The sequence below is a fragment of the Chryseobacterium paridis genome, from assembly GCF_016595215.1.
In the GTDB taxonomy this organism is placed as follows: domain Bacteria; phylum Bacteroidota; class Bacteroidia; order Flavobacteriales; family Weeksellaceae; genus Chryseobacterium; species Chryseobacterium paridis.
Map to the genome: position 1 here is coordinate 269,921 of NZ_JAENHK010000010.1, position 26,475 is coordinate 296,395.

The 26,475-nt window shown below is 36.0% G+C and carries 24 protein-coding genes; 9 read left to right on the forward strand and 15 right to left on the reverse strand.

The window, feature by feature from the left end; all coding sequences use genetic code 11:
• Positions 1 to 76: 76 nt before the first annotated feature.
• The 4 genes from fabD (at position 77) to JHL15_RS10705 (ending at position 4,859) form a co-directional block, all read left to right on the forward strand.
• A complete protein-coding gene (fabD, locus tag JHL15_RS10690) occupies positions 77 to 2,365 on the forward strand; it encodes an ACP S-malonyltransferase (protein WP_200245655.1) in 2,289 nt (762 codons plus the stop codon).
• Positions 2,366 to 3,337: an acyltransferase domain-containing protein gene (locus JHL15_RS10695; RefSeq protein ID WP_200245657.1), complete on the forward strand. Its 972-nt coding sequence runs from the start codon at positions 2,366 to 2,368 to the stop codon at positions 3,335 to 3,337. It begins immediately after the preceding gene.
• Between the two features lie 82 nt (positions 3,338 to 3,419).
• Positions 3,420 to 4,073, forward strand: coding sequence for an MBL fold metallo-hydrolase (locus JHL15_RS10700; protein WP_200245659.1), 654 nt, complete (start codon positions 3,420 to 3,422; stop codon positions 4,071 to 4,073).
• Between the two features lie 42 nt (positions 4,074 to 4,115).
• Complete coding sequence (locus JHL15_RS10705) at positions 4,116 to 4,859, forward strand: 4'-phosphopantetheinyl transferase family protein (protein WP_200245661.1); 744 nt, start codon at positions 4,116 to 4,118, stop codon at positions 4,857 to 4,859.
• A 6-nt stretch (positions 4,860 to 4,865) separates the two neighbouring features.
• Here JHL15_RS10705 and ppk1 read toward each other — a convergent pair whose 3' ends face one another.
• Entirely contained in the window at positions 4,866 to 6,992 is a 2,127-nt protein-coding gene (ppk1, locus tag JHL15_RS10710; protein ID WP_200245662.1) for a polyphosphate kinase 1, read from the reverse strand.
• Between the two features lie 229 nt (positions 6,993 to 7,221).
• Between ppk1 and JHL15_RS10715 the strand changes: the two genes are divergently transcribed.
• Both JHL15_RS10715 and JHL15_RS10720 read left to right on the forward strand, forming a co-directional pair.
• On the forward strand, positions 7,222 to 8,082 hold the full coding sequence (locus tag JHL15_RS10715) for a helix-turn-helix domain-containing protein (RefSeq protein ID WP_200245663.1): 861 nt from the start codon (positions 7,222 to 7,224) through the stop codon (positions 8,080 to 8,082).
• 95 nt (positions 8,083 to 8,177) lie between these two features.
• The gene (locus JHL15_RS10720) at positions 8,178 to 8,960 is read left to right on the forward strand and encodes an alpha/beta hydrolase (RefSeq protein ID WP_234047749.1); all 783 of its coding nucleotides are present in this window, start codon (positions 8,178 to 8,180) and stop codon (positions 8,958 to 8,960) included.
• Between the two features lie 1,084 nt (positions 8,961 to 10,044).
• Here the strand turns inward: JHL15_RS10720 and JHL15_RS10725 are convergent.
• Positions 10,045 to 10,947 carry a helix-turn-helix domain-containing protein gene (locus JHL15_RS10725; RefSeq protein ID WP_200245664.1) on the reverse strand — a complete coding sequence of 301 codons (903 nt, stop codon included), beginning with the start codon at positions 10,945 to 10,947 and terminating at the stop codon, positions 10,045 to 10,047.
• A 71-nt stretch (positions 10,948 to 11,018) separates the two neighbouring features.
• The gene (locus JHL15_RS10730; protein WP_200245665.1) at positions 11,019 to 11,834 is read right to left on the reverse strand and encodes an SDR family oxidoreductase; all 816 of its coding nucleotides are present in this window, start codon (positions 11,832 to 11,834) and stop codon (positions 11,019 to 11,021) included.
• Between the two features lie 165 nt (positions 11,835 to 11,999).
• On the opposite strand from JHL15_RS10730, the gene JHL15_RS10735 reads away from it, so the two are divergent.
• The gene (locus JHL15_RS10735) at positions 12,000 to 12,359 is read left to right on the forward strand and encodes a VOC family protein (protein WP_200245666.1); all 360 of its coding nucleotides are present in this window, start codon (positions 12,000 to 12,002) and stop codon (positions 12,357 to 12,359) included.
• A gap of 204 nt (positions 12,360 to 12,563) precedes the next feature.
• Here JHL15_RS10735 and JHL15_RS10740 read toward each other — a convergent pair whose 3' ends face one another.
• The 3 genes from JHL15_RS10740 to JHL15_RS10750 all read right to left on the reverse strand — a co-directional run bounded on the left by JHL15_RS10740 (position 12,564) and on the right by JHL15_RS10750 (position 15,366).
• On the reverse strand, positions 12,564 to 13,475 hold the full coding sequence (locus tag JHL15_RS10740; RefSeq protein ID WP_317193030.1) for an aromatic alcohol reductase: 912 nt from the start codon (positions 13,473 to 13,475) through the stop codon (positions 12,564 to 12,566).
• Positions 13,476 to 13,550: 75 nt separating this feature from the next.
• Complete coding sequence (locus JHL15_RS10745; RefSeq protein WP_200245670.1) at positions 13,551 to 14,444, reverse strand: helix-turn-helix domain-containing protein; 894 nt, start codon at positions 14,442 to 14,444, stop codon at positions 13,551 to 13,553.
• A gap of 85 nt (positions 14,445 to 14,529) precedes the next feature.
• Positions 14,530 to 15,366: an alpha/beta hydrolase family protein gene (locus JHL15_RS10750; protein WP_200245673.1), complete on the reverse strand. Its 837-nt coding sequence runs from the start codon at positions 15,364 to 15,366 to the stop codon at positions 14,530 to 14,532.
• Positions 15,367 to 15,596: 230 nt separating this feature from the next.
• Here JHL15_RS10750 and JHL15_RS10755 point away from each other — a divergent pair, with 230 nt between their 5' ends.
• Positions 15,597 to 17,180 carry a Na+/H+ antiporter gene (locus JHL15_RS10755; RefSeq protein ID WP_200245675.1) on the forward strand — a complete coding sequence of 528 codons (1,584 nt, stop codon included), beginning with the start codon at positions 15,597 to 15,599 and terminating at the stop codon, positions 17,178 to 17,180.
• A 61-nt stretch (positions 17,181 to 17,241) separates the two neighbouring features.
• Here JHL15_RS10755 and JHL15_RS10760 read toward each other — a convergent pair whose 3' ends face one another.
• From JHL15_RS10760 to JHL15_RS10795, 8 genes are all read right to left on the reverse strand, one after another.
• Positions 17,242 to 17,565: an antibiotic biosynthesis monooxygenase family protein gene (locus JHL15_RS10760; protein ID WP_200245676.1), complete on the reverse strand. Its 324-nt coding sequence runs from the start codon at positions 17,563 to 17,565 to the stop codon at positions 17,242 to 17,244.
• A gap of 118 nt (positions 17,566 to 17,683) precedes the next feature.
• Positions 17,684 to 18,436, reverse strand: a complete 753-nt coding sequence (locus tag JHL15_RS10765) for a DJ-1/PfpI family protein (RefSeq protein WP_200245677.1) — start codon at positions 18,434 to 18,436, stop codon at positions 17,684 to 17,686.
• A gap of 33 nt (positions 18,437 to 18,469) precedes the next feature.
• Positions 18,470 to 19,159 (reverse strand): transmembrane-type terpene cyclase, encoded by a 690-nt coding sequence (locus JHL15_RS10770; RefSeq protein ID WP_200245678.1) that lies wholly within the window; start codon positions 19,157 to 19,159, stop codon positions 18,470 to 18,472.
• 67 nt (positions 19,160 to 19,226) lie between these two features.
• Positions 19,227 to 19,877: an FMN-dependent NADH-azoreductase gene (locus JHL15_RS10775; protein WP_200245679.1), complete on the reverse strand. Its 651-nt coding sequence runs from the start codon at positions 19,875 to 19,877 to the stop codon at positions 19,227 to 19,229.
• 247 nt (positions 19,878 to 20,124) lie between these two features.
• Positions 20,125 to 20,679, reverse strand: a complete 555-nt coding sequence (locus tag JHL15_RS10780; protein ID WP_200245680.1) for a cysteine hydrolase family protein — start codon at positions 20,677 to 20,679, stop codon at positions 20,125 to 20,127.
• Between the two features lie 166 nt (positions 20,680 to 20,845).
• On the reverse strand, positions 20,846 to 21,190 hold the full coding sequence (locus JHL15_RS10785) for a nuclear transport factor 2 family protein (protein ID WP_200245681.1): 345 nt from the start codon (positions 21,188 to 21,190) through the stop codon (positions 20,846 to 20,848).
• A gap of 33 nt (positions 21,191 to 21,223) precedes the next feature.
• Positions 21,224 to 23,554 carry an alpha/beta hydrolase family protein gene (locus tag JHL15_RS10790; protein ID WP_200245682.1) on the reverse strand — a complete coding sequence of 777 codons (2,331 nt, stop codon included), beginning with the start codon at positions 23,552 to 23,554 and terminating at the stop codon, positions 21,224 to 21,226.
• Between the two features lie 29 nt (positions 23,555 to 23,583).
• Entirely contained in the window at positions 23,584 to 24,360 is a 777-nt protein-coding gene (locus JHL15_RS10795; RefSeq protein ID WP_200245684.1) for a Rossmann-fold NAD(P)-binding domain-containing protein, read from the reverse strand.
• A gap of 421 nt (positions 24,361 to 24,781) precedes the next feature.
• Here JHL15_RS10795 and JHL15_RS10800 point away from each other — a divergent pair, with 421 nt between their 5' ends.
• Positions 24,782 to 25,756, forward strand: a complete 975-nt coding sequence (locus JHL15_RS10800; protein ID WP_200245686.1) for a T9SS type A sorting domain-containing protein — start codon at positions 24,782 to 24,784, stop codon at positions 25,754 to 25,756.
• Between the two features lie 78 nt (positions 25,757 to 25,834).
• Here JHL15_RS10800 and JHL15_RS10805 read toward each other — a convergent pair whose 3' ends face one another.
• Entirely contained in the window at positions 25,835 to 26,464 is a 630-nt protein-coding gene (locus tag JHL15_RS10805) for a response regulator (RefSeq protein ID WP_200245688.1), read from the reverse strand.
• Positions 26,465 to 26,475 lie beyond the last annotated feature (11 nt).

Genomic DNA, 26,475 nt, shown 5'->3' on the forward strand with positions numbered 1-26,475 from the left:
GTCAAAAATTATTTTAACACAGAAGAAAATGATTATGGGTGTTCCATATGACCATAAAAACAATAAATATTAGCATATGAAAGCAGTAATGTTCCCGGGTCAGGGATCCCAATACAAAGGAATGGGAAAAGACCTGTTCAATCAGTTCAGAGAAGAAACAATTTTAGCATCAGAAATATTAGGGTACGACCTTGAAGAATTATGCGTCAAAGATCCTGAACGCCAGTTGGGTAAAACACAATTTACACAACCTGCATTATATACGGTAAATGCATTTACCCATTATGCCAATTCATCAGGAAGTAAACCTGACTTTTTCATTGGACACAGTCTGGGAGAATATAATGCCCTGTTAGCAGCAGAAGCATTCAGCTTTGAAACCGGATTAAAGCTGGTTCAGAAAAGGGGAGCATTGATGGCTGCGGCATCCGGAGGTGGAATGGCAGCGGTATTGGGACTTAAGGTGGATGCCGTACAAAAACTTTTAGCAGAAGGAGGATACAGCGATATAGATATCGCCAATATCAATACTCCGACTCAGATTGTAATAGCGGGACCTCAGGATTCCATTGACAGGATCGTGCAGGAATTTGAAGAACGCAAGATTAAAATATTTCCTCTTTTTGTTAGTGCTCCTTTCCATTCAAGATATATGAAACCTGCAGCTACAGAGTTTAAAGAATATCTTCATAATTTTAACTTTTCAGCCTTGCAGACTCCTGTGATCGCAAACGTTACGGCAAAGCCTTATCCTGACGGACAGATCATTGAGCTTTTGGCTCAACAGATTGAAAGCTCAGTACAGTGGACGGATACCATCCGGACTTTAATGGGGAAAGGAGTTACAGAATATGAAGAAATAGGGAGTGTCATTTTAACTAAAATGGTCAATGAAATTACAGAAAACTGTACGCCATTGATCCATGAAGAGGAAATTGTAATCGAAACGGCCAAACCTCATGTTAACGGATCAGTGAATGGTAAGGTTAACGGGGAAGCTTCAAAAAAAGAATGTCTTTCCACCCGCTTGGGAAGCCATGAATTCCGTAAAGATTATGGTCTTAAATACGCTTACGTTGCAGGATCCATGTACAGAGGAATTGCTTCTCCTCAATTAGTAGTACGCTTGGGAAAAACAGGATTCATGGGATTTTTGGGAACAGGAGGAATGCCATTAGCAGAAATAGAAAAGAATATTATTAAAATTCAGGAAGAACTGACCAATGGAGAACCGTATGGCGTTAACTTCTTACATAATTTAAATGATCCGGCTTCTGAAATGAAAGCTATTGAGCTTTTACTTCTTTATGGAGTAACGAATATTGAAGCTTCAGCTTATATGCAGATGATGCCTGCTTTGGTGTATTACAGATTAAAAGGTCTACAAAAAGGATCAAACGGTGAAGTAATATGTAAGCATAACATTATTGCCAAAGTTTCCAGACCGGAAGTAGCAGAAGTTTTTATGCGTCCTGCCCCCGAAAAAATTGTGAGACACCTTCTGGAAGAAGAGTTGATCACAGCAGAACATGCAGCACTTTCTAAAAAAGTACCGATGAGCTATGATATTTGTGTTGAAGCGGATTCAGGTGGACATACCGATCGTGGAATTGCTATGGTTTTATTACCATCTATCCAACGTTTAAGAGCAGATATTATGACGGAATATGGTTATGATAAAGGAATACGAGTTGGATTGGCAGGTGGAATCGGTACACCTCAGGCAGCAACATGTGCCTACATTATGGGAGCTGACTTTATTGTAACCGGCTCAGTGAATCAATGTACGGTAGAGGCAGGAACCAGTGATGCCGTAAAAGACCTTTTACAGGACATCAATGTACAGGATACCGACTATGCGCCGGCAGGTGATATGTTTGAAATTGGTGCTAAAGTGCAGGTACTTAGAAGGGGAGTGTTGTTTGCTGCAAGAGCAAATAAGCTATACGCTTTATACAATCAGTACAACAGTTTAGATGAGATCCCAGAAAAGACCTTAACGCAGTTAGAGAAAACGTATTTCGAAAAAAGCATCAGTGAAATATGGAATGAAGTACGCGAATATTGTAGAAACGTGGGAGCTGAAGCTGAGATTACCAAAGCAGAGCAGAATCCTAAAAATAAAATGGCACTGGTCTTCCGTTGGTATTTTGGGTATACCAATAGACTGGCTTTTGAAGGAAATATTGAGAATAAAGCCAATTTCCAGATCCACACAGGTTCTGCGCTAGGAGCATTTAATCAATGGGTGAAAGGGACTCCAATGGAAAGCTGGAAAAAACGCCATGTTGATGAGATTGGAGTCAATATTATGGTGGGAGCAGCTAAATTATTAGAAAACACGGCATTAATGGTAAATAATTAGATGACAGAAAACGAGTTAAAAAGACATATTGTATTCTTATTTTCCGGACAGGGAAGCCACTATCGCGGGATGGGACGGGAATTGTACGAACAGCATCCGAAATTTAAAAGCTGTCTTGAAAAGCTGGATCAAATGGTACACAAGCAGCTCAACTACTCATTGATTGATGAACTGTATACCAACACAGAAGAAACGTTCGATGATTTGTTGATCACCCATCCTGCAATTGTTGCCGTTGAGATTGCTTTGTATGAAGTTCTATTGGAAATGGGAATTAAGCCGGATTTTATATCGGGTAACAGTTTGGGTGAATTTGCAGCAGGTGTTGCGAGTGGAGTATGGGATGCTGCAAGTGCTATTGAAGCGGCTATAGAACAAGCTAAATCCATCTGTCGTGCTGATATTGAAGGGGGAATGCTGGTCGTTTTTGCCGAAGAAATAAAACTGAGAAGTCTCTATGAACAACATCAGCTATTTCTTGCATCAGATAATTTTAAAGGACATTTTACTTTATCAGGTAAAACTTCTCATTTAGAGGTTTTTGAAAGCAAATTGTCTGAAGAAGGAATGAGTACTTTTCGTTTGCCGGTCAATGTTCCTTTCCATTCTCCATTAATGAAAACTGCAAAAGCAGATTTCGATCAGTACAGCAGTTCAGCCAGTGTTTTTAAAGCTCCTGCCAAGGGATTTATATCAGGTTTTGAAGCAAAAGAACTCAGTGAATTAAGTGATGACTACTTCTGGCAAGCGGTTAGTCAATACACCAATTTTACAAAAATAATTGATCTTCTGGAAGCCAAAGGTCCCTGTCTGTATATAGACATGGGACCTTCGGGAACCAGTGCCGCATTTGTTAAATACAATCTGCAACCCGGAACTTCTTCTGAGGTACTTACCATTATGAGCCCTTACAGAAGAGAAATGGAACAGCTGGAAAAAGTACAGCACAAAATAAAAGATACAGTAGTATGAAACATCCATGTCAGAAATTTTTTGACACCCAGGGAAGTGATGATGGGCATTCCATCTGATCTTAAAAAATAAATATAAAAAGATGAAAGTAGAAGTTTTCCTTGTATCAGGTCAAGGCATTAAAAACCAATGTTACCTCATTCATAATAACCATTCCGGAATATTGATCGATCCGGCGTGGGATTATGACTTGATCAGCAATTTTTTGAAAGAGAATCACATTATGCTGAAAGGGGTTTTATTGACCCATTCTCACCATGATCATACAGATCTGGCTTCAACCTTTGCGGTGTATTACGGAGTTCCGGTGTATATGTCTTCAATCGAAATCAGACAGTATGATTTTACATGCCCGAACCTCATTGCCATCCAACATTTGCAGGAGGTGATGGTAGGTGATTTTAATGTAACAGCCTTGCTAACTCCGGGACATACGAAAGGAAGTGTTTGCTATCTGATCGATGGACATTGTTTTACCGGAGATACTATTTTTATTGAAGGGGTAGGAATCTGTGACAATAGCGGCATCAATTCATTGTATGATTCTGTACAATTTATAAAACAGTATGTACCTCAACACACTTTGATTTGGCCGGGACACTCGTTTGGAGAGACACCGGGAAAAGAATTAGGTTTTTTACTGCATAATAACATCTACTTCCTGTTGAACAGGAGAGATGCTTTTACAGATTTCAGAATGCGGAAAAACCAACCTGATCCTTTTGCTTTCAAATAATAATGCTAATTTTATACGTTTATTGATGATGAACTTATTGCTATGAATGTATCCATACAAAATAATAGTGCGGTTGAAAAATTAGCTTTACAGAGAGCAGATGGTTTACATCCTGCTGCTATTGCAGTAACTCAGCATTCGCTGGCTCACTTGAAAGAAATACGACATTCTTTTTTGCATCAAGAAGAACTGGACTTTTTTGGTACATTAAAGCTACCTAAAGTTCAGCACAGTTATTTGCTGGGCAGATACGCCGCTAAAACGGCATTAAGTGTTTTTATGAATGATGTGGTTTTAACAGAGACAAGAATAGGAGCCGGGATATTTCAGCAACCTGTTCTTTATCTGTCCGAAGCCGGAAACATACAGTTAAGTATCTCTCATACTACAGAAATGGGGATAGCTGTGGTTTTTCCGGAAGGACATCCGATGGGGGTCGACGTAGAAGCTGTTAATGCCGAGCAGGCAGATACCATCAAAGGAATTATTACTTCCTATGAGAAAGACAAGCTTTCAGACATTAATGCTGATGAAAACAAAAGCCTTACCATTTTATGGACGATTAAAGAAGCTCTGTCCAAAGTTTTGAAAACCGGTCTTATGACACCTTTTCATTTATATGAAATTGAGGATATTGAGCATAAAGGAAACGTTATCGTTTGTAGCTTTATCAATTTCCCACAATATCAATCCATATCCTGGGTATCAAAAGGACATGCATGGTCCATTGTATTGCCTAAAAAAAGTAGTTTGGATACAGCAGTGATTTCACGATTGTGTTTGTAGAACCAGTTATTTTTTCTTGGATTTTTTTTCTTTCTTTTTGTACCAAAGATAAGTAGCTCGTTGAGATGAGCTTTCCGGTTGCCCGGCCTGATCTTCGGAAATACTCTGACCTTTATTGTTAATGACCCTCTTTTTGGTATGATCATTCAGCTCCATGCTGATAATAGTGTTAATCTCCTGCATGATTTCTTTATCTTTTATAGGAAAGGCAACTTCTATCCTGCGGTTGAGGTTTCTGCTAAGCATATCTGCTGAAGAAAGATAAATTTTTTCTGCTCCGTCGTTATGAAATTGATAGATACGCGAATGTTCAAGATAGCGGTCTACAATTCTATAAATTTTAATATTCTCGGTAAAGCCTTTAATTCCTGGCAATAAAGTACAGATTCCTCTTACAATCAGGGTAATCTCAACTTTTGCGTTATTGGCTTCAATCAGTTTATTTATGATTTCCTTGTCGTTAAGCCCATTGATCTTCATGAATACAGCCCCCTTCTTTCCGTTTTTAGCATTCTGTATTTCAGTATCAATATGTTGTAAAATATTTTCTTTCAGATTAAATCCCGCGACCCACAAATTGGAAATAGGATAATTTTTTTCTTTGGTCTTAAAGAATCTGAATACCTGTTTCAGATCATCCGTATATTCTTTTTGAGAGGTGAAAAAGCCAAAATCAGTGTATGTTTCTGCTGTGTTCTCGTTGAAATTTCCTGTAGAGAGATAGGCGTAATTTTTTGTTTTCTCACCATTCCTCATTGTTAACAGGGCGACTTTAGCATGTACTTTCAGATTCGGCATGCTGTAAATAATCCTGATTCCGGCCCTTTGCATTTCATTGGCCCAGAAAAGGTTATTGTTTTCGTCGAATCGTGCTTTCACCTCTACAAAAACAGTTACTTTTTTTCCGTTTTTTGCTGCACTGATCAGCGCATTGGCAATGAGTGATTGTGAGGATATACGATAAAGTGTCACCTTTATTTCCGTTACATTTTTATGAATAGCGGCTTCATTAAAAAACTGTAGGACATAATGATAAGACTGATACGGGAAATGGATCAGTTGGTTTTCCTCATCAATCACTTCAAATATTGATTTTTTCGTTTCAAATGGCGGATGTTTCAGCGGTGGGAAATTCTCATTTTGAAGATCCGGAAAATTGGGGTTTGGAAATTTAAACAGATCAAAAAAGTTGTGATGGGTACCTCCTTCGATCATTTCGTAATCCTTCAGGTGGAATGCATTTTTACAAAGCTCCTTCATTTCTTCCGGCATATTAAAATCATATAAAAACCTTGTTGATGAACCTGATTTCCGTTCCTGAAGCTTCTTTTTGATTTTGGATACCAGATTTCCACTTGCTTCGTCTTCGATCAGATAATTTTCATCCCGGTTAAGTTTGATCGCAAATGCTGTAGAGGTTTCCTGATCAGGAAATATATAATGCAGACATTTTTTAATGATGGTGTCTATAGAAATGATATAATTCTTTCCCTTGATAGGGCTTAATACTTTGTATCGGTTCAGCTTATCAGATGGGATATTGATATAACAATAGCTGACAGCACCGCTTTTATTTTTTAATCTGATCAATAAATAAAGCTGCCTGTTATTTAAAAAGTATTCCTGATTTTCGTCCTCTGACAAATAAACGATTTGTACATACGAAAGAATGGTTGTTTTAAAATAATTTTCGATCTCTTCAGAATGCAAAGGGAGCAATGACTGATTTTCGTAATAGATGATCTTGTTTTCCTGAAGTTCCGGAACAATCTGCTTTTTCCATACCGAACCGAATGTATTTTGTTGGCGGTTGATCTCCTTTTTGACTTTCTCAAACAGATCACTTTTTTCAGGAATCGAATGCAGATCACTGATCTTTACCCGGTAAAATTCATCCAGATTCGAAGAATGAATCGCAAGGAACTTTATTCTTTCGTACAAAGGATTCGTTTTATCAGCTGCTTCCTGTAAAACACAGTCGTTAAAAGATAACCAGGATAATTCGGAAGGGAGGATATATTTTTTAGGCATTTTATAACGGTTGGAATTAAAATATAAATAAGGATGGAATACAAAAACTTTTAACTTGATAAAGCTATATTTTCCAAAACCTTCATTACACTCTATTTTCATGTGAAATTAATACAATTTTTTCTATCAAAAACATAATTCTTATCTACTTTGCGAAATGTTAACAATAGAAAGGATCTTTTTGAAAGACTATGTTTTTAATAATCATTGCCCTGATTACAGAAAGCAAATATGTTTTAAATTGTAGAGAAGAAAAATGATAAATGAAAGGACAATTGTACTTTGCCCTTTTATTCTCGTTTCGTACTTTTAAATCCAGAATTGACTAGACATGAAACTTAAAATTAAGGAAGAAAATACAGGTGGAGAATTAATGTTCTTTAGAGACGAATCCGGTTTCGACCGATTGTTTTTTACCAGAGACCGGTTCAATAAATATTTTACCATTGCATGGAATCCTGGCAAAAGTCAGAAGGTTACCGTTGATGGAACAGAATATGAATTTGCTTCCAATTCTTTGCTAACTCTTCTCTTTAATCAGTCTTTTAGTTTTGAGGATTCTTCAACAATCATTGTTTGGCAGTTTAATAGAGAATTCTATTGTATTATTGATCATGATAGTGAGGTCAGTTGTGTGGGGTTTTTATTCAGCAGTACGGATCATATGATGGTAAAGCTGGATGAATCCGGTCAAAAAAAATTACAACTCTTATCTGATATTTTTATTGAAGAATTCGGAACTTCCGATCTTATTCAAAATGAAATGCTGCTTGTTCTGTTGAAGCGGTTGATTATTTACGTGACTGGTTTGGCTAAGTCAGAATACGTCCCAGTTGTGAAAAGTCAGGAAGACCGATTTTATATCTTCAGGAAGTTTAACCTACTGGTAGAAGCGAATTTTAAAACAGAACATTCTGTTAGTTTTTATGCAGAGCAACTTTTCAAGTCCCCGAAAACTTTATCCAATCTATTTGCCATCTACAAACAGAAAACACCTTCGCAGATCATTCAAAGCAGGATCATTCTCGAAGCTAAGCGTCTTCTTCTTTATACCGATCGATCTGTAAAGAACATTACGTATGAACTTGGTTTTGAAGACGTATCTTATTTTTCCAATTTTTTTAAGAAAAATGCAGGGGTATCGCCTTCTGACTTCAGGAATTCACTGGAAATATTCAAAGAAGGGAAATAACTACAACTAACCGGGGAATAAGCTCACTGCATACGTTTCTTTTTCATTGCACCTTTGTACTGTTGATTAGAACAAGAAATTCAACAACTAAAAAAATGAAAAAGCAAACTTTTATGAGTACATTAAAAAGCGGAATCATAGCATTAGCAACCGCTATTTTCTCAACAACTGCAGTAGTAAATGCACAAACAGTAAAAAATGTAGTATTGGTACATGGCGCCTTCGCAGATGGCTCAGGTTACAAAGGGGTTTATGATATCCTTACAAAACAAGGTTACCATGTTACGGTAGTACAAAATCCATTATCCTCTCTTGAAGATGATGTGAAAGCAACAAAACTGGCATTGGATGCTCAGGACGGTCCAACGATTCTTGCAGGACATTCGTGGGGTGGAACTGTGATTACTCAGGCAGGAAATCACCCAAACGTAGCTGGTTTGGTTTATATTGCAGCTTTCCAACCGGATAATGGAGAAACAACCTCACAGTGGGCTCAAACTATGAAACCTGCACCGGAAAATGGAATATTGCCTCCAGATAAAAATGGGATTGTTTACTATGATAAAGCAAAATTTCATGCAGGTTTTTGTGCAGATGTGAGTGATGATTTAGCCAACTTTATGTATGCTTCACAAGGAGCGTTCTATGGTCAGTGTTTTGTAGCTCCAGTTACAGACGCAGCATGGAGAAACAAACCAACTTATGGTATTGTAGCAACTGATGATAAAAGCATTAACCCGGATATCCAACGTAATATGTACAAACGTTCTAATACTAAAGTTACAGAGATCAAAGGGAGTCATGTAGTTTTTATCTCTCAACCTCAAAAAGTAGCAGCCGTAATTATGAAAGCAGCGAAAGAGGTGTCAGCAAAATAATGACACAGCACAATACAGAAATAATCTGACAAATTAACATTGTCAATTTTACATGAAAAAACCAGGTTTATATACTCTGGTTTTTTTGTACTGTAAAGTAGCAGAATCTTAAGTTGATAAGAAAACCAAAAAATCTGCGTAATCAGCAAGATCTGCGAGAACTAAAATAACCATAAACATCTGTGCAAATCCGAGTAATCTGTGGTTAAAATCAAACCACAAAAGTCACAAAAGTTTTAAACACTTTGGTTTCTTTAAGTTCCATTAACCTGTATAAGAAGTACACTTAAGTTTTTGGAAAAATCAAAGATTTTTTTATCAGTTTCATTTTAATTTCCGCTTTTGTCATTCTGAAAGAATCTAGGCACAGTAAAGCATTAGCAAAAGGTATAGTTTTTTTAATAATAATGTTTAGATTCTTTCAGAATGACAAAAGAGATGCATAAAATTTCAAGGAGTAATCTTATAAAAAAATCTATATTGACAAAAAGTTGATTTACCGTCAGATCGAATGTTTTTCGAAGAAAAATGTATCGAGATCTTTTGAATATACAGATTTCTCGATACGGTTTTACAAAAACCTACTCGAAATGACGTACAACAAATATTTGTAAATAATATTCATCAACATCTGTGTAAATCTGAGTCATCTGTGGTTAAAATTAAACTACAAACCGAAGGTTCGACGTAGCCAAAAGTCACAAAAGTTTTAAACACTTTAGTTTCTTTAAGTTCCATTAACCTGTATAAGAAGTACACTTAAGTTTTTGGAAAAATCAAAGATTTTTTTATCAGTTTCATTTTAATTTCCGCCTTTGTCATTCTGGAAGAATCTAGGCACAGTAAAGCATTAGCAAAAGGTATAGTTTTTTTAATAATAATGTTTAGATTCTTTCAGAATGACAAAAGAGATGCATAAAAAATCTTATAAAAAAATCTACACTGACAAAAAATTGATTTACCGTCAGATCGAGTGTTTTTCGAAGAAAAATGTATCGAGATCTTTTGAATCTACAGATTTCTCGATACGGTTTTTACAAAACCTACTCGAAATGACAAACAATGGAATTCCTCTGTAAAATACTTAACCCAACGATCTGTAATCAGTAGGAGAGACCCCCGTTTTTGTTTTAAAGAGTTTAGTGAAATGGGACTGATGCTCGAAGCCCAGATCATAGGCAATTTCACTAATGGATCGCTCTGTTCCCCACAACAAAGTTTTAGCTTTATCAACTAATTGTAAATGGATATGTTCCTGTGTGGTTTTGCCTGTATATTTCCCTAATAAATCTGACAGATAATTGGATGAGAGATTTAATTTGGAAGCAAAATATTTAACGTTTGGTAATCCCGTTTCAATAAGACTTTCCCTGGAAAAATATTCTTTGAGTAATACTTCAAATTTCTGAACAATATCCTTACTTATTTTCTGTCTTGTTAAAAACTGACGATCATAATAACGGTCACAATAATTCAATAACAACTCAAGATTGTTGACAATAAGAGATTGTGTGTGTTTGTCTATGTTTTGGGAGTACTCTTTTTCAATTTTTGAAATACAGTCTCTTAATACTAATTTCTCATCTTCTGACACATGGAGTGCTTCATTAGTATCGTAATTAAAAAAAGAATAATCATTGATTTTCTTCCCTAAACTGGTGGAATTGATCAAATCCGGGTGAAAGAAAAGTCCCCATCCTTCTTCACAATCAATATCAGGACCCGGAGAGACTGCCTGATTAGGGGCTGTAAACATTAATGAACCTTCATCAAAATCATAGTGCCCTTTACCATAGTTTAAAATACCTCTGAAAGTTTTGCAATAAATCGTGTAAAAACCTAAAGTGTAAAAGACATCGCTATTTCGATAATCAGTTTCTCTGTTTTTTGAAAGCTCAAAAACTGAAATGAGAGGGTGCTTGGGTTGTGGTAAGCCTACTAACCTGTAAGCTTCACTAATACTAAGGATGTTTTTATATGTTGGCATATTATTCATATAATATAGTATAAATGTACAATAAACAGAAAGCTCAGACAATAGTCTGAGCTTCTGACTTCTTACAAGCCAATACGGCTCATCATAATCTTTTTAAATTCTACATCACCAGATTCTTCTTTTGTACGGATCAGATTGACAGCATCTTCACCTACCGGATATCGTAGCTTTTCTGTATTGTCTGTTGCTGCTTCATAAATAACTTCGGCTACTTCATTAATATTTTTATTCCCTCTATCCGGTATGCTGGCGAATGCGGCTAGCTTATCAAAGGTTGGCTGATAGTCGGTAAAGCCCTCAATTCCAAACATGGTTAATGAACGGTTCCCAAAATCAGTTCTGTAACTACCGGGTTCAATGATTTTAAGTTTGATGCCTAATGGATTAAGTTCATATTGAATGGCTTCTGTAAGTCCCTCTACAGCAAATTTTGTAGCATGATACAGCGATCCAAATGGGAATGTGATTTTGCCACCGACAGATGATATGTTGATGATAACACCTTCCTTGTTTTTGCGCATATATGGAAGTACTGCTTTTGTAACATCAATAAGTCCAAATAGGTTAACTTCAAACTGTTGTCGAATGATTTTATCGGTTGCGGCTTCAAGACTACCAATAGCACCATATCCTGCATTATTTAATAAAACATCAATTGTTCCGAACTTACGCACTCCCGCATTTACAGCATCTTGAATGCTCTGTTTATTCGTGACATCAAGATGGATAACGAATACATTTTCTAATTGACTTAATTCTTTTTCCTTTTCAGGTGATCGCATTGTAGCGATAACATTCCATCCATTGTTGTGGAATAATTTAGTCGTTTCTCTACCAAAGCCAGAAGAGGCTCCTGTGATTAATATGGTTTTTTGCATTGTTGATATTTTTAAAATTCTACAGCAAAATTCCTAAAAGCAGGCAGATTCTATTTATACATTTCACATGAGCTCTTATACATTTCTCTGAAACTACAAATTCATCCCCCTTTCTATTAGATTCAAAAAATAATAACTAAATTCACTTTTTTTAACAAAAAGGAGATGAAGCTTAACCATATCAATTTAGTTGTTGCCAACGTTGAAAAAACAACACAATTCTTTGAAACGTATTTCAATTTTAAATGTGTAGATATTAAAGGAGATTATATCATCACAGTATTAAAAGGAGAAGGGGATTTTACGCTTGTTATTATGAAAAGCAGGGAAGGAAGCACGGCATATCCTGATGCTTTCCACATTGGTTTTATGTTGGAAAGTACAGAGAAAGTGACAGCTATTTACCAACGCTTAAAAGCTGCCGGTATTGTAGGCGAACAGGAACCCAGCAAGATAAGAGATAGCTTCGGCTTCTATTTCAATTTTGAAAATCTGATGATAGAAGTAGGGCACTATTATAAATAGACTTAATAATAACCCAATTTCAATTCGTGTAATCAAAGAAATCTACTCTCATATTCCTAGAGTAGATTTGTTTCGATCAATAAGTGATATGTGTTATGTTTTAAATTTTTATTAGCTGTCCAAAAATAAATTACCTTTTATAGAATTATGCACTACAAAATATGTAGTGCATTTTGTTTTAAATTACAGTTGATCCAATGTATACTATTTGATAATGTTTTCCCTGACCCATTCTTTAATTCCTTTAGTTGCTATATTATTCTTATCATTGAATGTTTTAGACATTGGCCATGTAACGCCAGGATTGGTGAATACAAGGCGATAGCGATTGAAAATATCGATAGGATCATTTTCCAGTTTTTCTCTCAACACTGGTATACTCCAAAGATTCCGATCGAATGGAGTATCAAATAATGATTCCAGTTGTAAAGCAATTTCTTCAAATGTAAGCGTATCACCAGCGACAAAAATAATCTGGTCAAGTAGTTCTGGCTGATGAAATAAAACGGCTGCAGTTAATGCTCCAATATCTTCACAAGCGGTTAACGTAAGTGAATGATCCCAGCTGCCGAGTGCGTGAACCGTTTTGTTTTTGAGACTTACAACGCCAAAGTCTTCCCGAAATAGAAAACTGGTGATCATACCGGTAGAAATGATGAGCCAATGGGTTTTATTTTGAGATCTTAATAAATCACGAACATCAAGTTGCTCGTCAAATGTAGGTTGAGCACTTCCTCTGCCTATTTGATCATAATCGACTCCGAATTGCCAGGGAATATATCGTCTTACACCAGCATCTAAAACGGCTTTTGTAATTTTGATCTGAATACCATTTCCTGCTGCAAAGCCACTACAGCAGATTACCGTATCATATTTTTTGAAAATTGAAGATAATTCTTCAATACTATCCGTGACAAGATCTGCAGGTTCAATAATAAAATTGCCGAACGCTGGGTTTTTATGTATTTCGTCAGTTGTATCCTTTGATCTTTGAATAAGTACACCTATTTGAAAGTTGTGTTTTTGTCGGTAACTCTCAAGACTATTCAATATTGCTTGACCTACTTCACCTTTTCCAATAACTAAAAATGATTTTTCCATTGTTTTAATTTTCATTTAAAAACTATAACAAAAGTAGGGTCATCAATTTATTTTACTGATGCAAAATAGCTGCAAAAAGCTGCAAAAAAATTACTTATTTCTAAAAGACAAAGGAGTATTGCCTGTTTTCCTTTTATAAAAGTTTAGGAAATGAGAGACTTCTTGAAAACCAAGACTCCAGGCAATTTCTTTCATCGTGTAAGCGGAATGCCGTAACATAATGTTAGCTTCTGTTACAATACGCTCATGAATGAGATCTTGTGTTGTTTTTCCAGTTGCCGCTTTCGATGCTCTTGTTAAACGGCTGAGGCTTGTATTTAGTCGATCAGCGAAATAAGAAGGAGACTTATCATTCAACGGATTAGAAATATTAATATCAGTAAATTCGAACTCCAGGATACCCATAAAATGATCATATAAATCTTTTGAATGCAGAGATTTTATTGTTAGACTTGGATCAAGCTTCTGGGTATAATGAATAATGTCAAAAAGCTTGTTTCGAATAACCTGTTCTTTAAAAAGATAGGTAGATTTTGATTCAATATGAATCAATTCATACAGTTGGACTAAATCATCATATTCATTATTCTGCAGGCTTCGTATAAATAGATCTTCACCTGAAAAAACAGGATAATCACTAATCGATACTTTATCCGTTCCTCTCAGGAAATCCTCATTGAAAATACAATATCTGGCGTCAAAATTTAAATCTTCAGTGGAAAAGCTACAGCGGGTCAAGGGATTGATGAAAATGATATTTTTTCCTGAAACATGATATATCTGATCATTGGAATGGTAAGTTGCCTGACCATTTATAAGAGCAATTTTATAGACGTGCTTTCGCTGGAGTGTCTTACAGGCAGAGAGATCATTTTTAAAATCTTTCCATAACAACATATCAAAATATCCCAAAAAGCTATTGGTTTCAATTTCTTTATTAGCAATGTAATTGTTATAAAAGGTATGGATAGATTGGTTTTGCATTGCAGAAACAAAGATAATACTTTAACGTTATGCGTCTCAATATTTACTATTTCTAAGATCATTTATGAATTTGATATCATAGGAATTAGTCTATTTCTTTCAAGAGCAACGGCCAGATATTATCTTTAAATTTATCCCGAAAAATACCAAAATGCCCTATATCATTGGTGTTAAAATCTTTTGCCATAAGATGAATTCTTTTAACAGAAGCATTCTCATACTTTCCAGCTAACCATTCCACTGCTTTTCTTGGTGCAAAATGATCATTCTCAATACTTATGGAGGTTAGAGGGGCTGTTATGTTTTTAAAAAACAGATTTTGTTCCTCTATATGATCGAACAGATAATTAGGAGATAAACACCAACTTCCCCATTGGTTAGCAACATTTTTTGGCAAATTTTCCATACCACTTATTCTCTTTGATGGCAGATATCCGAACATCTTGATAAGAAGAGGGAAGAATGCTTTCCAATAAGACCATAGCTTATATTTTTGAAAGCCATTCCAAAATTTCCAATATCCACTTTGTGCGGCAACGAGGATAATTTTATGAGCAGCTGTCGAAGATGGGGATAATCCAATCAATTGTCCTCCGATACTATGACCCAATAAAGTGATCTTTGTTCCAGGATTGTATTTTTCTACATAGGCTATGACTGAGCTTAAATCAGTTTTACTCCAATCGACTGTATTATTTTTTAAATTTTTAAGGGGTTGCTTCAGGGATTTTCCAATACCTAAATAATCGAAGGTAATTACCGAAATACCTGTCTGTGCAATGAATTCTGCAAATTTTTTGTAATAAGACTGTTTTACTCCTGTAGCAGATGATATGATAAGGGTATTTTTACTTTCTGGTACCTCATAGATATTTGCAGAAATGGAATAACCTTTATCCGTAGTAATTTCTACTGTTTTCATTGTATTAGAATTATATTTTGTGAATGATTAATGATTCAACTTTATTTTGGTTTTGTTGGCAAAATAATTAGAATAAATGTTCTATAAATGTAAGATTTAATTCTCTGTACGATGAGGAATAGACCTTGATTTTAAGTGTTATACATAGTTTTTCTTGAAAGTTATCTGTTAAAATCTTATTTTTAAAATCAAATTGGTTTAATTAATTATTTCAAACACGATTAACAAATATGCACGAGTTATTACCATTCATGTTGGCACTGATTATAGCAATTGTGCTGATAGAAATGTTGGCTGAAAAGCTGAAGATTGCCTACCCTATACTTTTGGTTGTAGCGGGGCTGTTGATCAGTTTTATTCCGGGACTGCCAACCATACAGATCGATCCGGATCTGATCTTCTTTATTTTCCTGCCGCCTATTCTCTTTGAGGCCGCCTGGAGTATTTCATTTAAAGAAATGAAAAAATGGTGGCGGATCATTGGGAGTTTTGCTTTTTTAGTTGTTTTTTTTTCAGCACTTACTGTTGCATTAATCGCTAATTATTTTATCCCTGGTTTTACCCTTGCATTAGGCTTTCTGCTAGGGGGAATCGTCTCACCTCCTGATGCTGTAAGTACAGGAGCTATTATGAAATTTGTAAGAATTCCAAAATCTACTGCTGCTGTTTTGGAAGGCGAAAGTTTATTGAATGATGCTTCATCCCTTATTATCGTCCGATTTGCTTTAGTAGCTATAGGAACAGGGCAGTTTATTTTCCAGACGGCGATCACGGATTTCTTCTGGATGGTAATAGGAGGAATTGGAATAGGACTTTTAGGAGGTTGGTTGTTTATACAGGCTCATAAAAGATTACCTACAGATGCCCCTTCAGATATTGTATTTACACTGGTTGAATCTTACTTACTGTATTGGGCTGCAGAGCAGGTTCATAGCTCTGGTGTGCTGGCGGTAGTTGCTGGTGGATTATTTCTATCAACCAGAAGGCTTTCCTTTCTTAGCAGTGCCAGCAGGATCAAAGGGCTCAGTTTTTGGGAGGCCTTGATTTTTATTCTCAATGGTATTGTATTCATGATCATTGGTTTGGCTCTTCCGGAAATTGTGAAAGGGCTTAGAGCAGACGGAATCCCTTTAAGAACTGCTATTTTTTATGGTGCTCTTGTTACGGTTATTCTAATTGCTACCCGGATGATCTCTTCTTATGCAGCCTTGATCGCAACTGTTCTGTTCAGGCCCAGCGTTACCCCAGGAAGAGGTTTAAGCTGGCGAAGAATATTTGCTTTACCTCTGTTATTGGGTTGGACCGGGATGAGGGGAGTGGTGTCGTTAGCAGCTGCCTTATCTATTCCTCTGACATTACCAGGTGGAGAAGCTTTTCCTCACAGAAATCTTATTTTATTTGTAACCTTTACCGTTATACTTTTTACACTTCTTATTCAGGGGTTAACCCTTCCGCTCATCATTGAAAGGTCAAACTTGTTCGATTATGGTAGAGAATTACCAGAAGATGAAGCAAAAATGAAAGTGAAAAATCATCTGGTGGTAGAGACCATACGTTTGCTGAAAGAGAAACAAAAGAAAGGGCAGTATGATGACCCTCATCTTCAGAAGATGATTGATCAATGGGAGTATAAGATCAGCCAGCCCGAACATTTGAGAATGACGGAGCAGACCAAACAGAATTACCTGGAATTATTGGAAAGTCAACGTCAGTTTTTATCAAAACTCAATAAGGATACAGAAGTACACGAAGAATATATCAATTGGCAGATTTACCAGATTGATCTGGAAGAAGAACGGGTCAGGCTATTGTAAATGGAGCCTGCTATTGGAAGATTAGGCAACAGAGATTATCTGTTGCCTTTTTCTTTGCTTATTAAGCTTCTCTTGTGTCATATACATTACAAAAACTGCGTTGTGCAGATTCTGCTAATTGACTGCCTTCAGAAACCATACGTTTCCCTCCTTCGCTGTTGATAACCCCTTGAAAAGCTTCCATATTTTCATATTGTGCATAAAGTACCACACTTTTTCCATCGATTCCTTTATGATAGCTGGCTGAAATGAACCCCGGACAGTCTGAAATAAATTCGTCTGTACACGAAATAAGCAGATTAAGTAACTCGTCCTGTTTTTCTGGTGCGACAGTGAAAACATTGATCAATGTTAGATATCCCTGTTCTTTTGAAATGTTAACCATTTTGTATTGCTTTTAAATGTTATTGTACAATTTGATGTTTTAAAATTATCTTTAAAACCAATACACTTAGGGGACCAGTTTAGCTTTTCTCAATGCTCCAGAAAAAAATGATTTTTCGTTAATCCAGTAAACCGTTGAGTTTTGCAAATGGATCATAATGAGGGTCTTTATTCCAGATGTATTCTGCACCATTGGCGGTATTCATTGCTACATCATATCCAAAAAGCTTTTCTATAAGAGCTAATGCCATATCTGTTCCTGCCGAAACGCCGGAAGAAGTGAAAAATTTTCCATCTTCGACCCAGCGAGCCTCTTTGATCCATAGCACCTGATCACTTTGACTTGTAGCCCATTTAAATGCCCGTTTATTGGTGGTTGCTTTAATACCATCAATCAATCCTGTCTTGGCTAATAAGGCAGCTCCGGTACAAATAGAAGCAACATGAGGAGTTTGTTCACCTAATTTTTTTAAAGCATCCAGGAAAGGTTGATTGTTAACCTCCTTTCTGGTTCCGCCTCCGCCGGGTATCATCAGGATATCCAAAGCTTTGATTTCTTCAAAAGTACGGTCTACAACTACCGCAGGTCCTGCACTGCTTTTAACTGAACCATGCTGTTGACCTATCATTACGATTTCTACCTTGTCCCTTAATGAGCCAAACATCTCCAAGGGTCCGAAAGTATCAAGCAATTCAAAACCTTCAAATACAACCATTCCCAGTAGAAGTTTGTTATCGTTGTTCTCTGTCATATCAGTTTGTTTTTCTGTTATACGGGCTAACCCCATTAATGGACTTAAAGATAGCAATAATGAACCAGCAGCCATTTTTTTGATAAAAGATCTTCTGGATTTAGAATATTTATTTTTCATTTTTGATATATGTCTGGAAATGAAACCGGAAGTTTACAATCTTTTCCATGGATTTCTACCTTCCTGTTTCAACTGTTTGAAAATGGTTGTTATGTAAATAAGATCGAGAATGAAAGTAGAGCCAATGATAATATTCATAAGATGAGCCTTTCCATGATGAAGGGTAAAGAGATAATAGATCCCTACGCTGAATCCTGTGCCAATACATTTGAAAACACCGATGGTTAAAGATTGTCCCTCACTGCCTTTGCGTTCCCAAATCATCAAAAGGAAACACACAGAAATTATTAGATTTTGTACGTAAGCAATAAAAATAGCACCCTGAAATATATCTGCTTTAAAATAACTATTAAACTGTCCAAAGAATGGACCTCCTGTCAACATAATCCCAAAAGATACTATAAAAGCAAGAGCCGAATACACCATCCATTCTGTTTTTGAAATACTATAACGACGATGAAAATATGGATAGCTATACATAAAATAGGTCGTTATGATTCCAATATCACATATCATCCAGATACCATTGATCAAAGCTCCTGCTATTCCCGTTGCCGCAGGAGGATATACCAGAGAGAATACCATTTCCCAGGCGAAATTCAATGCAAGAGGAATGAGAGGCATTCCATATGACTTATCTTTTATACCACGATATGTAAGCGCTATGTATACAATCGTCCAGGCCAAACCGCTTATCGAGGTTGCTATCAATTCTGAAGTCATATTTTTTGATTTTTAATAAAATATCGATGATGAAAAATGATGTTTGCGAGGATATATGATTTATCTTCTATGGTAATACTGATAATACGTTGTCTTGACAATTAATCAGCTGTCTGATTTGATCATTCACCTGATCCAGTGTTTCTTTTTGGAGGTGATCGATATCGTTCAGCGTAATACATTCGATATCTTCTACTCCCATGATGCTGAATACTGTCTTTAGGTAATTGGTTTGAAAATCCATATGTTCACGGATTTCACCAGGACCATAGCCTGTATTTCCACGAACCAGCAACAGGTAAACTTTCTTACCATTCAATAGTCCTAGGTATGGTTGTTCAGGATTGTCTTTACGAACCAAAACAGTTTCATTCACCCGTAAAACCTGGTCTATATAAGCTTTTAATGTACTGGGCACTGACCAATTATACATGGGTGTACCCACTACAATAATGTCAGAGTCTTTTAATTCTGAGATCAATTCGTTACTCAACCGGAGTACTTCATGATCTTCTTCGTTTCTTAGGTGAGCTGGTTTGAAAGCTCCTGCAATCCACCTCTCTGTTACATGAGGGATATTTTCTTGTCCAACTTCCCGATGGAGAAAGAGATCGTTGGGATATTTCTCATTCCAGCTTTTGGCGAATACGTTGGTAAGCTGTCTGCTCAATGATCTTTCCTTACGAGCACTGGCATTTATAATTAATACTTTTGACATACTGTAAATTGATTTAATTTTATGACCATTTCCTTTCTGGAAATGAAATCTACACTTAACTTGTATGCAAAGGTATTTTGCATAAAAACCTATTTTTGGGACCAGAAAAATATAAGTATGTAGTCCAGGTGGTTTTTCTATGTCGAGAAGATTTAATCAGTAATCTGCATAGAACTTTAAAATTGGGATTAAAAAAAACAGCCATATGGCTGTTTATAATTTAAGAATTGGCTGTTGGAGATTCAAGTTAAATACCCTTTACATATTCATCGGTATTTTTAACAGTGGAATAGAAGTAAGCCAGCGCAGCAATAAAAGATTTTTGAACTTCCTGGGCTGCAACATTTTTTCCCTGAACTTCCAGATCTTTAGTAGCGCAGGCATCTCCAATGAGAGTACAGGTAAAATCAAAATCTTTGGCTGCTCTTGTGGTTGAATCTACACACATATGGGTCATCATACCACAAATTACCAATTCACTGATCATATGTGTTTTCAGATAATCAAGCAAATCTGTTTTTTGAAAACTGTTGGGATAGTTTTTAGTGACTATTTTTTCTCCATCAATTGGGGTTACATTTTCGTGGATTTCAACTCCCTTTGTATTGGGAATGAAAAATGTAGAATCTTCTCTGTTGGAAAGATGTTGGATATGAATAATTGGGAGTGATTTTTTTCTGAAGTCTTCCAATAGTTTTTTAGCATTGAAACTGGCTTCCAAACTCCCAACCAAAGGATTGGCTCCTCCTTCAAAATAATCGTTTTGAATATCTATTATAAGTAATGCTTTTTTATTTTCCATTGTTTTAATTTAGCTATTGTTAAGTTGTGATCTTTTATATAGGCCCACACAAGTTTTCTGAAAAACAGTAATTCTTCCCCTCCAAAACAATCAAAGAACTATAATTCCCCTCCCTCGGAGGGGTGTCAAATCAAAGATTTGACGGGGTGGTTCAAGAATGCTCCCATTAATCAGTATACAACGCATACATTTTACATACTTTACCCTCCTCATTAAAGAACATCACTTCAATTGCTTTTTTATTCATAATTGATTGGTAATAGAGAGCGATGGAATTAATTCCATACGTTACATCATACAATTCAAAATGCAGGTCCGGAACCTTTTCAAGAGCTTTCTGCCAATACTTTTTAACCGCTTCCTTCCCTTTGAGGGTATCTTCTCCGGAAGTAAATGCTCTGATCATAGGAGTTGTGATTTCAATATCATCGGCATAATGACTGAGGATATCATCTAATTGATGTGAGTTCCAGGCATTAATCCATTGCGTGGCAAAATTTTTAATATCCATTCTTATTTTTTAAATAATTATAATTCCAAATAGCTAATTCAAAGAACCTGAGAGTTTTACAAAACTCACGTCATCTAAAATAATGACACCTTCCGGAGTCTTATCAAAGATAAAGGAAATGGATTTCAAACCATTCAAATCAAGTGCAGGATATTTTTTTTGAAGGGTATCAAGATCAAAATAAAAGTAATCAGGAATGGCCTCTGCATTGACATAATCATTAAAAAAGGCAAATTTGGTGATATTTTTCTTCAACTGTGGTTGCAAAGGAGCACAATCACTGAGAAGAAAACGAACTTGTGTACCTTTTTGATCGGTCAGTATAATACTGAAGTCGATCGCCTTTTTTTGCTGATCTGTTTTTGCTGGCTCTTCTTTTTTATCATCATTTTTCTTTTGTCCTTTTTTAGGTGCCAAAGATGATTCATCACTTTCTGCAAGATTGAATGCTAGAGCTTTGCCTTTTAAATCCAGACCTGTGCTTTCATTAAAATTGAATGTGTATCTGCCTGTTTTGTTTGCTGTTTCTTTATGATTCCAGCCCACAATTACAGCACGGGACATAAGACCATCCCACATTAATTTTTGTTGGGATTCTTTCCAGAGACTCAGGTTTTCAGTACTAATGCTTACTCCAGGTAAAGTGGCTGTAGATAAATTGAGATCTTCTTCATAACGGGCAACAAATGTAGTTTGACTGTCTTCAAACTGATTGAAGTAAATATGGTTCGGAAGCCATTTACGTCCAAAACGATAATCCGTAAAAAGTGGTTTATAGATTGTTTCTCCTTTCAAATTGACATCTAAAAAAGCACTGATGTAGACTTTGGCAATCTGCTGTTGTTCATCCTCAGGCATCAGATTAGTCATATTAAACTGATTGATATAAGGACTGCTTGAATCATATTTTCCCCACGAAGTATTGAACTGGCCATGGTTAGCCTGATTGACATATAAGCCCGCTTTGAATCCCTGATATCCCGGAGAATACTGGATGCGTTTATAAGTAGCAAGTCCTCCGTAAGACTGCATATCCATATCATGAGCACCCTGTATAACGAAATAATTAATATCCTCTAAAGGTGCCAATATCGACGCCGGTTGGTATTGGCCATCTACCGGAGCAATAGCAATATACGCTTTTATATTAAAATTAAAATCAAATACTTCATTGGCATTGTCAGGGAAATAAGGAAGTTTATTGAACAATGCGGCATGAGACATCGCTTCTCCACCTCTTGAATGACCAATCAACGCAATCTGATCCATATTGATGCGATTAAAAAACGGATTGGAAGGGTCTTTATTCCATTTTCGCCAGAGTTGGAGATGTTTTAGCATCAACCAGCCGCGGGCACCATTTTCATCCTTAAAACCTTTCTGATCAAGATCAGTAAAACTGGTGTTCAGGAAATTTTCATCTACGGACGCAACGATGTATCCTTTGCTGGCCAATAGTTTTCCCAGATAATCATATCCTTCTTCTGACCAGTCCTGAGCCAGATGATTTCCATGAACAATAAGTACCAATGGGGCTTGCCCTTTAAAATTTTCAGGATACCAGACCATTGCATTTAAAGGCAGTTGACTTTTATCAAACCCAAAATAATGTGTACGTAATTTACCCGAAATGCCATTCCATGATTTCAAAAGAAGTGATCCATCAACGGATGGAGTGATAATACGAGCATCCTTACCGTAGATGGAGCGGCGTGTATCTTTTCCTGATCCATAACTTAGAAATCCAACCTTATATTGACCGGGAAGGGCAGGGTTCACTGCCTCAATAGGAGCTGGAAGTTTCCCGGACATTTTATAATTTTTTAAAGCAGGTTGGGAGCTTCCTCCATTAAAATAATAATAACCACCAATACCTAATCCCAGAATTCCAATGAAAAGGGTAACACCAGTAAAAACTTTTTGACGGGAAGACCAGGATGTTTGAGCTTTCGATTTCCAGTAAAATAATGCTCCAAAAGTAAGCGCAGGGAAAACGACAAGAAAGACGATCAATACCCAACGGAAAGTAGAGGTAAGCAAAATGAAATAAAAGAAAAAGAATAGCACAAAACCTATAGCTCGCCTGAAATTAGGAGGCGTTTTTCCGATTAAGCCTGCTAACCAGCTCATAAGACAACCTGCAAGATAGCTCACTAAAAAGGAAGCCAACAGGAATAAAATGAAATTGCCAAAGCCTATAGACGGCAAAAATTTATCTGCCGATACCAGAATAAAAAAAAGGACAGAACTGATTAAGATACCAAAACCACTTGCCTTTAATGCAGATCTGTTAGGTGTTAATGCATTTTGTATTCGTAGGAGACTGGTTTTTAATTTTTTCCATATTGAAGTATTTTCATTCATAATAATTGGTTTGGTGTTTGGTGTGAAGTTTACGTTGGATTTACCTGATGAAAATACCTGGGGTCAGGATATTTAAATTCGAAATCCAGCTCAGATATTAATTTAGCTGATGAAATTCTTTTTCCACCAGGTTCTCCAATTTCATCTGAGCTCTCGATATTCTTTTGAATAGTGATAACCTCTGATTTTGTAGGGTGGAGGGGTGCAGCTACATTGTAAATTTTGGATTGAGATTGCTGTTTAATCATTTTTTCTATAACAGAACAGATATCAGCATAATGAATATGATTAACGAAGAGGTTTACATTGGATACCTTATAATTGCTTAAAAGTCTGTTATCTCCCATAAGTCCTGCTAACCGCAAAATATTAACTTTTGGGTATCTGTTTTTAAACATTCTTTCGCCCGGAACATTATCAGATGACATATCTTCTTCTGTTAATTCCTGATTCAGATCCGCATATACACCAGTAGAACTCATGAGAAATAATTGACCCTTGAAATCGTCTATAAAAGAAAATAAATTTTGAATTCTATTATATAATGAGCTTGCACAACAATTTTTTCCCGAAAGGGGAATAGTAATGATTAATACATCCAGATCGTTAAGCACCTGCCATGGGGAATGTTTTTCAGCCAACAGGTAATCCGGAAAATTAATAACATAAGGATGGAATCCTTTAGAAAATAAATCCTCTTCTTTGTCTAAAGTTGTTGTCGTTGTATGTATTTCAAAGTCTTTTGATAATGTTTTTGCAATTCGTGACCCAAGCCATCCGTAACCTATAATTCCTGCTTTTTTCATATGATTCTTTTTGTCCAAACCAGACGGGTAATCCTCTATTCAAATGGAATTTGTAATAAAGAAATTATAGTTGATTTTTTTAAAGAAGTGAAAATACTCAATTTATTTAGTATAAAGATTATTGGCGAAAAATATTTATTAAACTGAATTTAATAAAATATAAAAGGTCATTTGTGAATTGTATGGTAAAGAAGTATCCTGTTTTGTAAGAGATAACTGATAGCTTTACCTCTAAAATATACCTGATAACAGGTAAGTAAAGATACATTTTCACAGGTATTGGAATGAGCTCTGTATCGGGATAAATTTGCTCTTATAACTCATAAAAAGATGAGTAATGTAAGGAGCCTGAACCTCTTTAGAATTTTCTAAAACATTCAGGATATAATAACCACTTATTTCAACACCAAACAAAAACAAAATGAAAAAATTAATCTTTACCTCTTTATTTTTAATAGGCGTGGGAGTTGCTGCCCAACCAACGGTAACGAGGGCAGCTCTTGACAAAATCAATACTACCACTACTGTTTATAACGTAAACGTTTCGACATCGATAAGTCCAGGTCCGGCTGGAGCAGGTCAGACATGGGATTTTTCAACGTATGTTGGGAGCCAAACTATAACAACTAAATTATTTCCATGTCCGGGTCAGGTCAATTGTTCAAAATTTCCGACAGCCAATAGAATCGCTGAACTTGTAGGGAATAATAATTTTGATTACCTGCTAAACAGTGATACAGAAGCAACGACCATTGGAAATTTTAGTGTATTAGGAAATGTGATCATTACGTATACGAATCCCTTGGTCGACTATAAGTTTCCAGTGAATTATCTGCAGGAATTTACAGATGATTATCAATTCAATACGGGAGGATCAACGGAAACAGGAACGGTAAATTTTAAGGTAGATGGTTACGGAACGGTCATAACACCCAGTGGAACTTTCCCTAATGCATTAAGAATAAAAAGAATAAGAAATGGAAGCCAGGTTACCGGCGGAACAACGTTTACTTACGTTAATGAGTCTTATCAATGGGTTACAGAAAGTAACGGACCGGTTCTTACCGTTGCATTTAATACATTTACCATCAATGGACAGACGACTGTACAACCATCGTTAGCTTATTTTTCATCATCTCCCACATTATCTACTGTAGATTTGGATAGTACAAAAGATGAAATTATTATTTATCCAAATCCGGCATCACAATCTATAACGATACGATCAAAAGAAGACATCAAAAATATTAACATTATAAGCCTTGATGGGAAAGTAGTTCGAGAATCACCCAATCACAAAGTAATTGATATAGCCAACCTACCGAATGGAACATACATCGTGCAGGGAGAGCTTAAAAACGGAAAAATTATTTCAAAAAAAGTCAGTAAACAGTAATTGTTTTTATTTATGGTGAAGAGTACTATCATTACGATAGTACTTTTTTTGTTTCTAATAATGGATTAATGTTATACGTTAGAGACCATTTTTTTGTGCAAAATTAAGCAACTCCACCACATTTCTGACCTCACATTTATTCAGCAGATTTCTTCTGTGTGTTTGTACCGTAAGATAGCTAAGGAACAAAGTATCTGATATTTCCTGAGTAGATTTACCTTCTGCCAAAAGATTGAGAATCTCTTTTTCCCGTTGGGTTAGTCTTGGAATGGCTTTCAGATCATAAACACTTGTCTTTTCAATGATTTTTTCTGCTTCTTTGCTAAATGCTATTTCTCCTGTGATAGCCTTACTTATACAGGTTTTAAACTCTTCAGGAGAAGCGCTTTTTAGCAGATAGCCCTGTGCTCCGTTTTTGATCATTTGTAGAATGATACTGCGTTCAGACTGGCTGCTCATGGCCAATATGATTATTTTTGGATATGATTTTTTGATTTTCAGACACAAGTCAATACCATTGATATCTGGAAGGAATATATCGAGCAGAATAATATCCGTTTTACTGAGATTTTCATAAGCTAGAAGAGCTTCACCGGTTTTAAAACTTTTAATGATACTCACCTCGTCTGATTCTGAAAAAAGAAGTTGGAGCCCTTCTGTGATGATCGGATGATCGTCTACAACAACTGTTTTGTATGGTTTTGTCATGGTCATTGCAA